Consider the following 15,138-nt stretch of genomic DNA (forward strand, 5'->3'; position numbering starts at 1 on the left):
TGCCGACTCCTAAACACGCTTGAAAATTAAACGAATATACAAATACGACAGTGCCAGCATGGGCAACACCAGGAAATACGAGACCGCAGAGGCGTAACCCATGTCGTAATACTTGAAACCCTGAAAGTAAATGTAGTGCGCCATGGTCTGCGTCGCCTGCCCCGGACCGCCATTGGTAATCATAAACACCTGATCAAACATTTTTAGAGAAAAGATCGCCTTCAATATTGCGCAAACCATCAATACCGGCAAGATCGACGGCAAGGTGACGTCACGAAATACCTGCCAGGTGGAAGCGCCATCCACCTCTGCCGCTTCCTGTGCTTCTTTTGGCACTGAAGCTAGCGCACCCAGCATCAGCATGGCCATGTACGGTGCCCAATGCCATACATCGCTAGCAACCAGCACCGCAAAAGCCAGCACAGGATCGGCCAACCAATCGACTGAAGCGAGTGACGGCCAGATATCTTTGAATATCGCGTGAATAAGGCCATGCTGGGGATTTGCCATGAATCGCCACGAAATCCCGACCAAGGCCGGACTCATCGCAAATGGCAATATCAATAAAGTTCGCACAAAAATCCGAGAACGCGTCCCGCGTCCTAGCAGCAAGGCGACGCCGAGCGCTACTATCACAGTTACGAACACCGACACCAAAGTAAAAACAGTGGTGACCCACATAGAATTGCGGAGTGCATCATCATTCAGAGCGCGCGAGAAATTATCGAAGAGATAGGAAATATTCTGAATTCCATCATCAGTCAACGACCAGAGTGCTTTCGATGACGACGATTTGCTCAGATTCCATTCTCGAAAAGCAAGATATAAAGCGCTCAACAAAGGGCCAACAGCGGTCAACCCGACCAGTATCAATGCCGGCAGGATCAACAGATATTTTAGATACCGATCAGACACTCCGCGCCGCTTATTTGGTTTCATTGTTGCCGGAGGACTTGCGCTACTTTCTTGCTGAAACTTTGATGTCATGGGAAGCTCAGTACTGGTAATCATGGAATCCCGCCTTAACTTAACGCCGCGCACGACGAAGTGCCCTTGCCGCATCCTTCGCCGACGATTTCAAAAGTTGCTCTACATCACCACCGGAAGCGGCCTTGCTGATGGCATTCGACAACAAATCACCGATCTCCGGCCACTCCGCAATCAGCGGCATAACGTCTGCTTTGGCAAGACTTGCCGCCCCTGCTTTGGCGACGCCATTGTTGGCGACATCCACATCCCGATCATTCAAATTCACTTTTTGATTGACGACATTATTTACGATTTCGACTCCACCTACTTTACGTTCGATCGCATTCCTTTTCTCCAGATCAGGATTGGATACCCATTTCATAAACTCCCAGGCGGCCTCTTGATGCTTGGAATAACGTGAGATGCCAAAAGGCAGAGTAGTCGCAAGTGTCACGGGCTGCGCTCCTTTATAAGATGGCATACTCGTGAAGGCAACTTGGGAAGGCTTGAGTATGGATGTCGCAGGATTGACAAAGCCAGAATAACTCCACCACCAGACAGGAATCATCGCCGCTTTACCCTGCATAAAACTGACCCTGGCGTCTTGCTCCAAAGCAGATACCGCGCCATCGGCGCAGATCTTGTGCTCGGTATTCAGTGCTATGAAATCTTTGGTCGCTTTAATCGCCGCGGGACTGTCCCAAGCAGGCTGCCCATTCGCATTAAAGATTTTTGCCCCGGCACCCCATAAGTAATTTACCCAAATAAAAAGGTTTTGCCGGTTACCATCTGCGCCGTAATAACAAGCCAGCGGACCAATGCCCGGCTTGGCCTTTTTAATAGCTGCACCGATGGTCGCTACGTCATCCCATGTCTTTGGAGGCTGCAGTTTAAGCTCATCAAAAATATCTTTTCGATAAAAGAAAAGCTGGGTATGCGAACGCATAGGCAAACCAATGACCTTGTCCTCAAAAGTGACGGCCTTGACGAACGCTGGAGGGTAACGCTCCATATCAACGCGATCACGCTTCAGTAACGCATCCAAAGGCAGAAGCCAATTCGCATTGGATGGCCCCCATGCATCGAGATAATTCACTACGTCATAGTTTCCGTCCGCTGCGACTCCTACGCTGGCTATTTTTTCTTGCAAACTCTTGAAAGGAACCTCTGTCCATTTAACATTAATACCAGTCAGCTTTGTAAACTCCTCTGTGCGCAACTCTAATCCTTTGAATTGTGGCGTTACCACTACCAAGGCTTGAACAGTAGTTCCTGCGTAAGGCTTACCCTCTTTTAGGCTGTAAGGCAGCTTATCTTGTGCCCATGCGACGAAACTAGTCATCATGGTTGTGACGACAATAAATTTGATAACCGAGCGTTGCATATATTTGTCTCCTAAAAATCTAGTACTTAAGTCCCATCCAGCTTTAAAAATGGATTCTCTGTAAAACCTCTAGATGGTCGCCACCGTTTATATTACGGTCGTTGGGCTATATTATGTTCAGGGCCGCATGCATAAAAAATCAACAAATCTCACCTCAGTAGCACCCTTCACAGGCAAGTTCATTTCCGCCAGGCGCAGCGCAATAAAAGTATTTAGTGCACAAAAGCGCTGCCTAAAATGAGTCGTCAATATGATCTTTGGCTGATCATTTGTCCAATATATAATTAATCTTTCTTTCATTTGAAAAACATATGAAACAAACGTAGCGCAACCTTACCGCAAGAGATCGATTGTTCAGTCGGCCACTTCCAGTCTTAGGGGTCTGAGGTGCAGTGGAACGGAAAACCGGGTTAAGGAATTGGCGCCACCTTCAAGTATTGATACAGAGTCTCTCGGCTGATGCCGAACTCGCGCGCGAGCGCGGCTTTTGGCTCGCCGGCACCAGCGCGGCGGCGCAACTCGGCAACCTGGTTGTCAACCAGCGCTCTTTTGCGACCGCGATAGGCGCCGCGCTGTTTGTCCAATGCGATCCCTTCGCGCTGCCGCTCGCCAATCAAGGCCCGCTGGAATTCCGCAAACGCCCCCATGACCGATAGCAGCAAGTTCGCCATCGGCGAGTCTTCGCCAGTGAAGCTCAGGCTTTCCTTGACGAACTCAATTCGTATTCCGCGCTTTGTCAGCGTCTGCACCAGCCGACGGAGATCGTCCAGGTTGCGCGCCAGCCGGTCCATGCTGTGCAAGACTACCGTGTCGCCTTCGCGCGCGAACGACAGCAAGGCGTCGAGCTGGGGCCGCTGAGTGTCTTTGCCCGAGGCCTTGTCGGTGAACAGCTTGTCCACCTGGACCTGATCGAGCTGACGCTCTGGATTCTGGTCAAAACTGCTGGCCCGGACATAACCGATGCGTTGACCTCGCAAAATGTGCCTCCTTAACAAGATGTGTCAGGAAAAACTCTATGACCGTTCAAGGCATACGTCAAGAAATGGAAATACTGATCCTATCCTGACAGACAGCGTTGGGGTCGTCTGACATCAGGTTAGGGTATAGTCCAGACTGACACGTATTTGACAACTACACTATTTCGGATACCTTACTTAAAGCCACCTCTATTAACCCAGCTTTGGCGGCGCGAGGTGGCGCACAAGCCGCATATGAAGAATTTCAGCTATGTTTCAGCGGCGTTAAGAGTTCAGGTGACGTAATGCTTGGCGGAAGCTGGGCGAGCAGACCCTAGCTTGACAGCCTCAAATAGAATTGATATTCTATTTGAATGGTCCGACTCGCTAAATTCACCGAAACCCAGTTCATCGACAGCGCCATCGACGTGGCGGCGCAGTGCGGCGTCAAAGCGGTGTCGATATCGGCGATCGCGGTCAAGGCGGGCGCGCCGATCGGCTCCGTCTACCATCGCTTCGATTCGCGCGGCACGATTCTGGCGCGTGCTTGGTTGCGCGTGAAGGCCGATTTTCGGCAAGAAGTAGCGAGCCGCTGGCAGTGCGGCGATAGCTGGAACGGTGTTGCCGGCCTGCTCGACTGGTGCCGGCGCAAGCCTGTCTACGCGCGCTTCCTGCTGCTAGGCGACGATGCGTTGATTTTCGATGCCGGCCTGTCGCCCGAGATGCTGGCCGCGCTGGAAACGGAGCAGGCCGAACTCGACACCTGTTTCGAACACTGCGCACTAGCCTTGCAAAACAATGTGGATGCCGACGCCGTCGCGCCGATGCTGCGTTTTATCCTGATCGACGGCCCTGTGGCCATCGTCAAACCCTATCTCGCCAACAACCAGCCCATTCCCGCCTGCGTCGACGCGATCCTGCGCGCCAGCCATGACGCCGTGCGCGGCTGGGCCAACAGGACCAACTGACATTGCGCTACTCCACCCAGCTTGACCACGGCAAGCCGATTCCACTGTACGACGAGGCCGGCTTTGCCGCCATGCGCGTGGCCGGCCGCGTCGCCGCCGACACGCTCGACTTCATCACGCCCTACGTCAAGCCCGGCGTCTCCACGGCCGAACTGGATCGGCTGTGCGAAGAATTCATGCGCGCCGCCGGCAGCATTCCGGGCACCATCGATTACCACGGTTATAAGCACGCCAGCTGCATCTCGGTCAACCACGTCGTCACGCATGGCGTGCCGTCGGCCACCAAGATCCTGCACGCCGGCGACATCGTAAATATCGATGTCACGCCGAAGTTCCAGGGCTGGCACGGCGACACCAGCCGCACCTACGAGGTCGGTGCCGTGTCCATCCTTGCGGCGCGCGTGGTGCGCACGGCCCACGAGGCGATGATGGCGGGAATTAACACGGTGCGTCCCGGCGCCACGCTGGGCGACGTCGGCGCGGCGATCGAGGCGGTGGCGCGGGCCCAGGGTTTTTCGACGGTACGCGACTTTTGCGGCCACGGCATCGGCCAAGTGATGCACGACGCGCCACAGGTGCTGCATTATGGCCGCGCCGGCACAGGCGTCGTCCTCGAGCCGGGCATGATCTTTACCATCGAGCCGATGGTCAACGCCGGCAGCTATCAAGTGAAAACCTTGCCCGACAAGTGGACCACGGTCACCAAGGACCGCTCGCTGTCGGCCCAGTTCGAGCATACGCTGGCGGTGACGGAGACGGGCTTCGAGATTTTTACGCTGTCGGCGCTAACGGGAAGTTTAGCGGGACCATAAAGAATGGTGCTTCGGTCTCAGCTCAACAGGAGAACTCATGCCAGTCAGCTTTCTCTCGAACGACCAGCGCGAAAACTATGGCCGCTATGCTGGCTCACCTTCGCCCCATGACCTCGCCCGGCATTTTCACCTGGACGATGCCGACCACACGCTGATTGCGCAAAAACGCGGCGCGCACAATCGGCTTGGTTTCGCCATTCAACTCGGCACGGTACGCTACCTGGGCACGTTCCTGGAAGATCCGATGGCCGTGCCTCAACCCGTGCTGTGGATGCTGGCTAAGAAGTTGCACATCGAGACTCTGGCAGCGACCAGTGCCTACAGCACTGGCGAACAGCGGTGGGAGCATGCGATCGAAATTCGTGCGCGCTATGGCTACGCCGAGATTACAGAACCGCTGATCGGCTTTCGTTTGAGCCGGTGGCTGTACGCGCTTTGCTGGACTGGAACTGATCGGCCGAGCGTTCTGTTCGATCGTGCCACGATCTGGCTTGTGACGCACAAGGTGCTGCTGCCTGGATGCTCTACGCTCGAACGCTACGTTGCACGCTTGCGTAGTCGGGTGGAGGAGCGTTTGTGGAAGTCGCTTGGCGGCGGGCTAAGCCTGGATCAACAAACACGGCTGGAAAATCTCTTGGTATCTTCTGGCGGCACTCGAAATTCGCCACTGGACCGCCTTCGCACCGGGCCGGTGGTGGCCAGCAGCCGATCGATGAGTCTGGTGTTGATGCGACTTCAATCGGTACGTGAGCTTGGCATACGATTGCCGGCCGCCACGCGCATTCCCGCCACGCGGATCGCGGCCCTAGCCCGATTCGCCGGCACCGCCAAGGCCAGCGCGATCCTGCGCCTGCCGGTATTGCGCCGCTTGGCCACACTGGTCGCGTTTGTCCATTGCCTCGAAGCCTCGGCGCAAGATGACGCATTGGAGGTGCTGGAAATCATTCTCCGGGATCTGTTCGGCGATGCCGTGAAAGCGGACAAAAAGCACGTCTGCGCTCGCTCAAAGATTTGGATGAGGCGGCCGCCGCCCTCGCCAGCGCCTGTCAAATCCTGCTGGACACCAGCGTGCCGGATGCCGAGCTGCGCACCCAGTTGTTCACTCTGATTTCGCCCGACGCGCTCGCGCAAGCGCTCGCCGGCGTCCACACGCTGATCCGGCCCGCCGATAATGTGTACTACCTGGAGCTGGACGCGAAGTACAAAACAGTGCGTCGAATCCTGCCGGCACTGGCCGAGCACATTCATTTTCGCGCAAATGCCGCTGGCGAACCGTTCGTCGCCGCTTTCGCATGGCTTCGCGCCAATATGAGGGTAAAAAAGTCCGCCGACGACGCGCCACGTGCAGTCATCACCAAGCCTTGGCAGCGCCATGTGCTGGGTAAAGATGACGCCGTCGATTTTCACACCTACACTTTTTGCGTGTTATCGGAACTGCGCACCGCGCTGCGGCGGCGCGATGTATTCGTGGCGCCAAGCTAGCGTTACGCCGATCCGCGTACTGGCCTGCTCGATAACGCTGAATGGGAATCCACGCGTCCGATCATTTGCCGTACTCTGGGCCTGACGGCGGAACCGGAGCCAACTTTGACGGCCCTGGCCGATGAACTGGACAGTACCTATCGCGCCGTCGCCGCCAGGTTGCCCGAGAACCCGGCCGTGCGATTCGACAAGGTGGGAGACAAGCTGGAACTGGTGCTCAGGCTGCTGGATAGAATGGCGGAGCCGGCGTCGTTGATCGCGCTACGCGCCAAGGTTACAGGAATGTTGCCGCGCGTTGATTTGCCAGAATTGCTCCTGGAAATTGCCGCCCGTACTGCCTTTACCGACGCTTTCACCCACATTTCGGAGCGCACTGCGCGCGCGGCCGACTTGCATGTGAGCATCTGCGCGGTGCTGATGTCCGAGGCCTGCAATACCGGAGTCGAGCCGTTGATTCGCGGCGACGTGCCGGTACTCAAGCGCGACAGATTGTCCTGGGTAGACCAGAGCTATTTGCGCGATGACACCATCACCGCAGCCAATACCCTGCTGGTAGCGGCGCAAAGCCGTTCGGCGCTGGCCGGCGTGTGGGGCGGCGGTGAGGTGGCGTCGGCCGACGGCATGCGGTTCGTGGTGCCGGTGCGGTCGGTACATTCCGGGCCAAACCCGAAATATTTTGGCGCCGGTCGTGGCGTCACCTGGTACAACCTGATATCGAGCCAGTTTTCCGGCCTTAACGACATTACTGTGCCCGGCACGCTGCGCGATAGTCTGGTCTTGCTGGCCGTCGTACTGGAGCAGCAGACCGACCTTCAGCCGACGCAGATCATGACGGACACCGGCGCCTATAGCGACGTGGTTTTCGGGCTGTTTCGCCTGCTTGGATACCGTTTCAGTCCACGCTTGACCGATGTCGGCGGTCATTGGGACGACATGCTGCGCCTGGCCGGCTCGCTAAAACTCGGCCGGGTATCCGCCGCCGGCATCATGCGAACACTCCAGGTCGGCGAGCGGCCGACCAGACTGGCCCAGGCCATCGCCGAGTTTGGCCGTATCGACAAGACGCTGCACACGCTGAACTACATCGATGACGAAGCCAAGCGCCGGGGTACTCTGACACAGCTCAATCGTGGTGAGGGGCGACACAGCGTCGCCCGCGTAGTTTTTCATGGTAAGCGCGGCGAACTGCGGCAGCACTACAGAGAGGGCCAGGAAGACCAACTCGGCGCGCTCGGCTTGGTGCTCAACGTGATCGTGCTATGGAACACCAGTTACATGGAGGCCGCTTTGAACCAGCTACGCAGGGATGGTTTCGAGGTGAAGGACGAGGATGTGGCGCGGCTGTCGCCGCTTCTGCACGAGCATATCAACATGTTAGGGCGGTATTCTTTTTCGGTGCCGGACGCAGTGGCAAAGGGCGAACTGCGACCGTTGCGCAACCCGGCGAACGACGAGTAGGTCGGCAAGCCGGGCTTAACCCGGTTTTCCGTTCCACTGCACCTCAAACCCCTCTTAGCAAATGCAGAACGTTCCAGTCGCGTGAACTGCTAACAAAAAAAACACGTTGCCATCTCATTGTTCGATGATTACAATTTAACTGCGACTATTTTAGTCGTAGTTAAAAAATCACTCAACATTTCATTGGATAAATACTGTGACTCAAAGAATTTTGATCGTTGGATCCGGCTTTGCCGGTATGTGGAGCGCCTTGGGTGCAGCAAGATTATTAGATAAGGAAGGAAAATCAGATAGTTCTATAGAAGTAGCTCTCATTGCGCCCGAACCGGTTTTACATGTACGCCCTCGACTGCATGAGGCAGCACCGGCCAGAATGACCGCACCGTTGCTACCCGTGCTTGAGGCCGCAGGCGTTCGCTATATTCAGGGAAGTGTTAAATCCATCCTGACCGATAAATCGTGTGTAATCGCTATCGATCAAGCCGGGGAACACATCACAATCGCGTACGACAAATTGGTGCTGGCAACCGGAAGTAAGCTCTTTCGTCCCCCGCTACCCGGACTGCATGAACATACTTTCAGTATCGATCAAACCGACGAGGCATCAGTGCTTGAGACCCATCTTGCACGTTTGATCGACCTGCAGGAAACGACGAGTCGCAATACCATTGTTGTTGTAGGCGGGGGATTTACCGGCCTCGAAATCGCTACCGAATTGCCCGAGCGTCTGCGCAAGATCATGGGTGAAAAAGCATCGTTCAAGATCATCATCGTTGAACGCGCACAAGCGATTGGTCCAGATCTCGGTCCCGGCCCACGGCCCGTTATTCAAAAAGCGCTGGATGCACTGGGCATAGAATGCCGACTCGGTAGCGCGGTGATGTCCGTGGATCCAGATGGTATTGATATCGCCAATGGCGACCGCATTGATGCGAAAACTGTTATTTGGACAGGCGGGATGCGCGCCAGCTCGCTGACAGAACAAATATCGTCCAATCGCGACAATCTCGGGCGTCTGCGTGTCACCCGCGATCTGCGAGTAGGTGAAGTAGCCAACGTATTTGCTGCCGGTGACGTGGCACTTGCAGCAACCGATGATAAAGGCAACTTTGCATTGATGTCATGCCAGCACGCAATGAACATGGGGCGCTTCGCAGGCTACAACGTCGCAGCGGAACTGCTCAATCTACCTACGCTTCCCTATGAACAAGCATTCTATGTGACCTGTCTGGATCTGGGATCCTGGGGTGCCGTCTATACCGAAGGTTGGGAACGTGAAATAAAGATGGAAGGCAATGAGGCGAAAGCATTGAAGAAGAAAATTGTTACGGAATGGATTTACCCGCCTTCACCGAGTCGTAAGGCGGTATTCGCAGATGCGGATCCTTTACGTATCGTCGTCGCCTAGTTTCTCTGTGCGGTAGCGGCTGAAATGCTTGTCGATGACATTCCCGCATGATATAACTACGATAAATCTAGTCTTAGTTTAGTCTTTGGAGTTGCCGTGGCTCATATCAGTACTGGGGTTGAATACGCCTTGCATTGCCTTTTGTTCCTAGTGGACCAACCACCGGGCTCCCCTGCGACGGGAGCCCGCGATCTGGCGGAGCTACAAGGCGTTTCATCTGAATTTGTCGCCAAGCTCTTTACCAAATTGCGCAAGGCCGATCTGATTATTTCGACGGAAGGGGTGACAGGGGGCTTCCGTTTGGCGCGCCCCGCAGAAAAGATCAGTGTATTGGATGTCACGAATGCCATCGATGGCGAGAAATCGCTGTTCGATTGTAAAGAGGTTCGTTCACGGTGCGCCATCTTCAACGACAATCCTCCGATATGGGCAACGCGCGGAGTGTGTTCGATTCATGCAATCATGCTAGAAGCGGAGCAACGCGTACGCGAAACGCTAGCGGCCCACTCGCTTGCCGACTTGTCTAATCAGGTCAAGTCAAAAGCAAGCGCAGCCTATAGCAAGCAAGTCGTCAACTGGTTGGAAAATCGAACCTCAATTCGCATAAATTGAGGCGCCGCGCGCCTCTCTATCATTCCTCGAAAAGCCAAAATCGGTAGCCATGGTTCTTCACATACTTACTACCCTTTCGCCAGCTATCTCACACCTAGGCCGAAGACACCACATCGTTTAAGTAAATTCATTCGTAAGAACCGCTCTTTTCGTCAAATACAGAAAAACACGCACTAAGGGACTACACTTTTCTTCCGCGAAAAGAATAGTCGACGCCACAATGTTTACATTGCAATTGCGAATGCTCCGTGACCAGCCGAAATACACTCAACCCAGTTTAAATACGATTCACTATTTCGAGACAACAGTGTGCGGCTTAGTTGATATCAGACGGCCGGAAAGCTAATATTGACGGGGATTTTAAGAAACTCATGGGCGTCCCAACTGTATCAAGAGTCTCTTTGCTTGTTTTTAGAATGATGCTATTTGACTTTCAGTTTGCTTGCCGCTACCGCCAAAGAAAAAATGCTTAGGCCGGAAGCCGCGATCAGGTAGTAACTTGTCGCAACGGGAGTCCCTGTTATCTTGATCAGGAAAATGGAGATGGCAGGCGCAAATCCCCCAAATACGCTAACGCCGATGCTGTAACTGAGGGACATACCCGTGACACGCGTTTCAACCGGAAAGATGTCCGACATGACCGATGCTAGCGGCGCGAAATAGATAGCCTTGATCAATCCGATCATGCCTACGACAAGCAGCAAGGACGTATCGGTGGGGTTGGCGTTCAGCCAGAGAAAGAACGGGTAGGCCAACAGCATATAAACGATTGCTGCACCCAACATGATCCTGATTCGCCCGATTCTATCTGCTAGCAGGCCGACAATAGGCGTCACAAATGTCAACATGAGACCGGCGAGCAAGGTGGCTAAAAAGCCCGTGGATTGCGACAGCTTCAGATTCTCTACCGCATAGGTCGGCATGTACTTGATCAAGAACGTCGAGGCGGTCGAAATGATCAATACGCCCGTTGCGACCAGCATCAATAATTTCTGAGAACGAAAGAGATGGGATATTGGCTTGTTGACCGTATGTGCATTCTTATTTTCGGCCTTGTGGGCAAACTCAGGGCTTTCATCGACTTTGCTGCGCAGATACAAACCGACGGGCGCAATCGACAAGCCGAAGAAAAATGGAATGCGCCATCCCCAATCCTGCATCGCGGCTGCAGTCAGATTCTTAGTCAGAAAATAGCCAAACAGCGACGCAATCACGACGCCGAATCCTTGACTTGCAAATTGTAAACTAGCGACAAAAACCCGTTTTTTTTGCGGTGCGTGCTCCATCATGAAAGCGGTGGAACTGCCAAATTCGCCGCCGGCGGAGAAACCTTGCAGCAGACGCGCCAATACCATGCCGGCAGGCGCGAGTACGCCGATGGTCGCATAAGATGGCATGACTGCAATCATGAATGTACCGAGCAGCATCAGGCTTAGCGACATGCTCAAGGATTTTTTTCTACCGGCGCGGTCCGCATAGGCTCCCAGTACCATCGCGCCTACCGGTCGGATAAGAAACGAAAGGCCGAACGTGCCGAATGCCATCAGCAATGACAGGGACGAATCGTCTGACGGGAAAAATACCTTGCCGATGGTGACAGCAAAATACGCATACACAGACAAGTCGAACCATTCCAAGGTATTCCCGATCAGAGAGGCTCCAACAGCTCTCGTTAACGACGTTCCCTTTTTTTCAATGATCGCCTCAGAAAGAAATTGGCTCGCTTTTGCTGGCATGATGATGACTCCGTTTCTTTTGAATAATTATTTAGAGTGAAACCACGGGGCGTCTCTGTCCCCGCAACTGATAACAGAATGGATTAATCAGGACTACTTTTTCAGGACTTGCGCAAGCGATCTCTATCAAGTTCGCCTAGATCCCAGAACAAGCTGGTCATGATTTGCATTCCCTCCTCAGCAATCGAGCCGAGCATGTGTTCGTTTGCCGCATGCTGAGCGCAACCGGGGTAAGAGTGCGGTATCCACAAGGTAGGCAGTCCCAATACATCCGCGAAGACGTCATTAGGTAAGGTGCCGCCCAGATTGGGTAATATCGCTATCTCCTGGTTGACGGCCGATTTCATCGATTGCTCAGCCCATCTCACCCACACGTTATCTGGGTCCAGTCGCGTAGCGGCGGTGCCTCGTTGAATCCGAATGTCGACAGAAGCGAAACCGTGTTGATTCAGATGTGTTCTCAGGATCGTTTCCAGTTCTTGCCAGCGTGTGCCGACCACAAAGCGAAGCTGGCAAAAGGCTTTCGCATGTGGCGGAATCGCGTTGACGGGATTGGCGGGGTTACCAGAGGTAAACGCCAGGATTTCAAGCGTATTCCAGCCCAGCAGTTTTTCTGCCGATGACAAGGAGGGTTCTCCCCACTCGTTATCGATCGGAAGTCCCATCAATTCGTCTGTGATGGAAAGCTTGCCAAGCGCCTGCTTGACCGATGGGGACATCGGCGGAGGAAGCAAATCCGCCACTTGAATGCGTCCGTTTTTGTCGATCATGCTGACCAAAGCATTCGCCAGTATCGTTGCCGGATTGCGCATCAGGCCGCCCCAGTTTCCAGAGTGCAGGCCGCCGCTTCTGAGATTGACCGAAAGCTCGAACAAGACCGAGCCGCGCGAGCCCAAAAAGATTGTCGGTTGCCCGGCGCTCAGTCGGGGCCCATCCGACGCGATGAAGACGTCGGATTTGAGTTGATTTGCATTCAGCTCGCAGTACTTTCTCAATCCCGGCGAACCGATTTCTTCTCCCGTTTCGAACAGGCACTTGACGTTGTAACCCAAGCGTCCGTTGCGCGCGTTGATGACGGTCTCCAGTGCAGCGAGATTGATTGAGTGCTGTCCCTTGTTGTCAGCGGTACCGCGTCCATACCATTTGTCGCCTTTGACGGTGAGTTTCCACGGATCGATGTTATCGCTCCATTGATCGTCGTAACCGCGTACGACGTCGCCGTGGCCGTAGGTCAGGACGGTGAGCAGCTCGTCCCCTTCGTGGCGTTCTGCAAAGAGAAGGGGCGGCTTTCCTTGAATTGGGTTCTCGGCGATGTGACAGGTGAAGCCCAGGCGATTGAGCACCGCTTCCAGTTCATTTTCCAGATAGGCGTGTAAAACCGCTGCCTGTTCTGGAACCTGGCTTTCTGTTTTGTACGAAATCCGTTTCTCGATAGCAGCTTTTAAATGCCCTTCGGCATAGTGCATTTTGGCACTTTTCATTGCTGATGCTTTATTCACAAGCTCTCCCTGATCATCGGATATATGTTTATTGCAGCAAGTCTAGTACTGGCGGGCGTTCTTTAAAATTGCTATATTCAGAAACATCCCTTCTAAATATTAGAAGACCATCGGAGTCGTCACATGCGCAACACTGCTCTACACTATTTTCTGGAAGTCGCTCGCTCAGGCTCATTGAGCCGAGCCTCCGAGAAGTTGCACATTGCGCCGTCTGCAATCAGCAGGCAAATCGCAAAATTGGAAGAGGATGTGGGTGCGCAACTATTTGAGCGCCAGCCTACCGGAATGGTATTAAGCGCAGCAGGAGAAGTACTTGCCACCCACGCCAGACGTGCAAATCTTGAGCAGGAGCGGATTCTGGGCGAAATCCAGGAATTATCCTCCGATGGCGGGAGCTTGATTTCCGTTGCGTCAACGGAAGGAGTGGCACGGAATTTTCTGCCACATGTAATGAGCACGTTCAGAGAGGCTTATCCCAAGACACGTTTCTCATTGAATGTCGCCATCCCCAAGATTGTCATTGGCATGATCAAGGACGGAGACGTGGATCTGGGTATTACGTTTAGCACGAAACCGAGTCAGGGCGTCCATATTGAATACTCTGCCACCTCGCAAATTTACGCACTCATGCATCGCCGACACCCGCTCAGCAAGCGCAAATCTTTGATGCTGGCTGATTTGCAGCAGTATCCCATGGCGCTCAAAGAAGAAGGGAGTACGCAACGACAGTTGGTAGACCTTTGTTGCCAAATGGAGGGATTGGTGTTGAATCTTGTATTGACAAGCAACGACTCAGGATCATTGCATCAATTTGTCTTTCATTCAGACGCCATCGCACTGACAAGCAAAGTGTCGGAACAATATGCGCTACAGAAAGGAGGTTTGATCAGCATTCCTCTTTTGAATGCGGAATTACGTCAACGGAATGTGCAGGTATTGACCATGGCAGGACGTACTCTTCCAATTAACGTTCGGCGATTTGTCGACTTGGTTACAACTAAGATGGCTGCCACTTCGTTGTCTTGATATTGTGTGATGAGTCGAAGGGCTCGTTTTTGATGCATGCTGAGCCACTTGGCATGAATATGATCCTCACCTCCGCGGTTGACACCGAACTCCTTGAATTCACTCTGAATACTTGTTTGGTTTTAATTTGTGTCTTCCGAACTTACGTTACCTCAGTAAGGCCGAATCTCAGGGTAGCCTCGTTTTTTCTTGATTTCAACAGTTTTACGACAAACGCTGCGGGTAGGTATGGTTGGCGCTGCGTTAGTGCTGGCCGGTTGCGGCAAGAAAGTATTGGATTTCCGCAATGCGGAGATCGCGAATGGCAAAATCTTTTCTAGTGGTGCCAACTCCCCTTTCTCAGGACAAGTTACAAACATCGACATATTCAAAATACCGAATTTGAACAATGGCGCATCACCCATTTTGAAGACGCTCAACTCATTGATTGGAGCAAGTCTTTACTCAGATGAATACATTACCCTGGGAGACCTTTGCGACGTTAATGTAAAAGATGGCATCTTACAAGGTAAAGGCCTATGCAAAGCCGTAAAAGGCGACAACGTTATCAGCGAATTTTCGTTTGAAAATGGTGTGCTGCAAAATCATTTCAAAATGTTCAGCAAAACGTCAGAGTTTGTGATCGCCGAGGCAGATTTCGACAGTGGCCGCTTGGATGAAAAATGCTGTTATCCAATCCTGATAATGGACAGCTCATTGCCAAAACAAAATTTAAAGAAGGAAAGCTGGATGGCGACGTCATTCGTTACACTTTGGACGGTAAATACCCCCTTTACAAAGGGAGTTTCGTAGATGAAAAAAGAGATGGTGTAGAGGAAATGTACCATC

General features: G+C 53.4%; 11 protein-coding genes and 1 pseudogene. 7 read left to right on the plus strand and 5 right to left on the minus strand.

The window, feature by feature from the left end:
* Positions 1-9: 9 nt before the first annotated feature.
* The 3 genes from C7W93_RS06605 to C7W93_RS06615 form a co-directional block, all read right to left on the minus strand.
* The gene (locus C7W93_RS06605; protein WP_201747174.1) at positions 10-1,011 is read right to left on the minus strand and encodes a carbohydrate ABC transporter permease; all 1,002 of its coding nucleotides are present in this window, start codon (positions 1,009-1,011) and stop codon (positions 10-12) included.
* A gap of 16 nt (positions 1,012-1,027) precedes the next feature.
* The gene (locus C7W93_RS06610; protein WP_108439310.1) at positions 1,028-2,353 is read right to left on the minus strand and encodes a sugar ABC transporter substrate-binding protein; all 1,326 of its coding nucleotides are present in this window, start codon (positions 2,351-2,353) and stop codon (positions 1,028-1,030) included.
* A gap of 410 nt (positions 2,354-2,763) precedes the next feature.
* Positions 2,764-3,330 (minus strand): recombinase family protein, encoded by a 567-nt coding sequence (locus C7W93_RS06615; RefSeq protein ID WP_108439311.1) that lies wholly within the window; start codon positions 3,328-3,330, stop codon positions 2,764-2,766.
* Positions 3,331-3,683: 353 nt separating this feature from the next.
* On the opposite strand from C7W93_RS06615, the gene C7W93_RS06620 reads away from it, so the two are divergent.
* The 5 genes and pseudogenes from C7W93_RS06620 (at position 3,684) to C7W93_RS06640 (ending at position 10,049) form a co-directional block, all read left to right on the plus strand.
* Positions 3,684-4,277, plus strand: coding sequence for a TetR/AcrR family transcriptional regulator (locus C7W93_RS06620; RefSeq protein ID WP_108439312.1), 594 nt, complete (start codon positions 3,684-3,686; stop codon positions 4,275-4,277).
* 2 nt (positions 4,278-4,279) lie between these two features.
* Positions 4,280-5,089 carry a type I methionyl aminopeptidase gene (gene map / locus C7W93_RS06625; RefSeq protein ID WP_108439313.1) on the plus strand — a complete coding sequence of 270 codons (810 nt, stop codon included), beginning with the start codon at positions 4,280-4,282 and terminating at the stop codon, positions 5,087-5,089.
* Positions 5,090-5,126: 37 nt separating this feature from the next.
* A pseudogene (locus C7W93_RS06630) lies at positions 5,127-8,029 on the plus strand (Tn3 family transposase).
* A gap of 196 nt (positions 8,030-8,225) precedes the next feature.
* Entirely contained in the window at positions 8,226-9,437 is a 1,212-nt protein-coding gene (locus tag C7W93_RS06635; RefSeq protein WP_108439314.1) for an NAD(P)/FAD-dependent oxidoreductase, read from the plus strand.
* A gap of 96 nt (positions 9,438-9,533) precedes the next feature.
* Positions 9,534-10,049 carry an Rrf2 family transcriptional regulator gene (locus tag C7W93_RS06640; RefSeq protein ID WP_108439315.1) on the plus strand — a complete coding sequence of 172 codons (516 nt, stop codon included), beginning with the start codon at positions 9,534-9,536 and terminating at the stop codon, positions 10,047-10,049.
* 422 nt (positions 10,050-10,471) lie between these two features.
* Here the strand turns inward: C7W93_RS06640 and C7W93_RS06645 are convergent, their stop codons facing one another.
* Together C7W93_RS06645 and C7W93_RS06650 are read right to left on the minus strand one after the other, a co-directional pair.
* Positions 10,472-11,785, minus strand: a complete 1,314-nt coding sequence (locus C7W93_RS06645; protein WP_108439316.1) for an MFS transporter — start codon at positions 11,783-11,785, stop codon at positions 10,472-10,474.
* A gap of 101 nt (positions 11,786-11,886) precedes the next feature.
* A complete protein-coding gene (locus tag C7W93_RS06650; RefSeq protein ID WP_201747175.1) occupies positions 11,887-13,284 on the minus strand; it encodes a M20 family metallopeptidase in 1,398 nt (465 codons plus the stop codon).
* A gap of 123 nt (positions 13,285-13,407) precedes the next feature.
* Here C7W93_RS06650 and C7W93_RS06655 point away from each other — a divergent pair, with 123 nt between their 5' ends.
* Positions 13,408-14,310, plus strand: a complete 903-nt coding sequence (locus C7W93_RS06655; protein WP_108439318.1) for a LysR family transcriptional regulator — start codon at positions 13,408-13,410, stop codon at positions 14,308-14,310.
* A 189-nt stretch (positions 14,311-14,499) separates the two neighbouring features.
* On the plus strand, positions 14,500-15,102 hold the full coding sequence (locus tag C7W93_RS24955) for a hypothetical protein (RefSeq protein WP_225869762.1): 603 nt from the start codon (positions 14,500-14,502) through the stop codon (positions 15,100-15,102).
* Positions 15,103-15,138: the final 36 nt, after the last annotated feature.

The sequence above is a fragment of the Glaciimonas sp. PCH181 genome (assembly GCF_003056055.1).
Taxonomy (GTDB): Bacteria; Pseudomonadota; Gammaproteobacteria; order Burkholderiales; family Burkholderiaceae_D; genus Glaciimonas.

Excerpts from the sequence above, each read along its gene's own strand:
- C7W93_RS06655 (WP_108439318.1), top strand. The coding sequence starts at position 13,408 with ATGCGCAACACTGCTCTACACTATTTTCTGGAAGTCGCTCGCTCAGGC.
- C7W93_RS06645 (WP_108439316.1), bottom strand. The coding sequence starts at position 11,785 with ATGCCAGCAAAAGCGAGCCAATTTCTTTCTGAGGCGATCATTGAAAAA.
- C7W93_RS06620 (WP_108439312.1), top strand. The coding sequence starts at position 3,684 with ATGGTCCGACTCGCTAAATTCACCGAAACCCAGTTCATCGACAGCGCC.
- C7W93_RS06610 (WP_108439310.1), bottom strand. The coding sequence starts at position 2,353 with ATGCAACGCTCGGTTATCAAATTTATTGTCGTCACAACCATGATGACT.
- C7W93_RS06605 (WP_201747174.1), bottom strand. The coding sequence starts at position 1,011 with ATGATTACCAGTACTGAGCTTCCCATGACATCAAAGTTTCAGCAAGAA.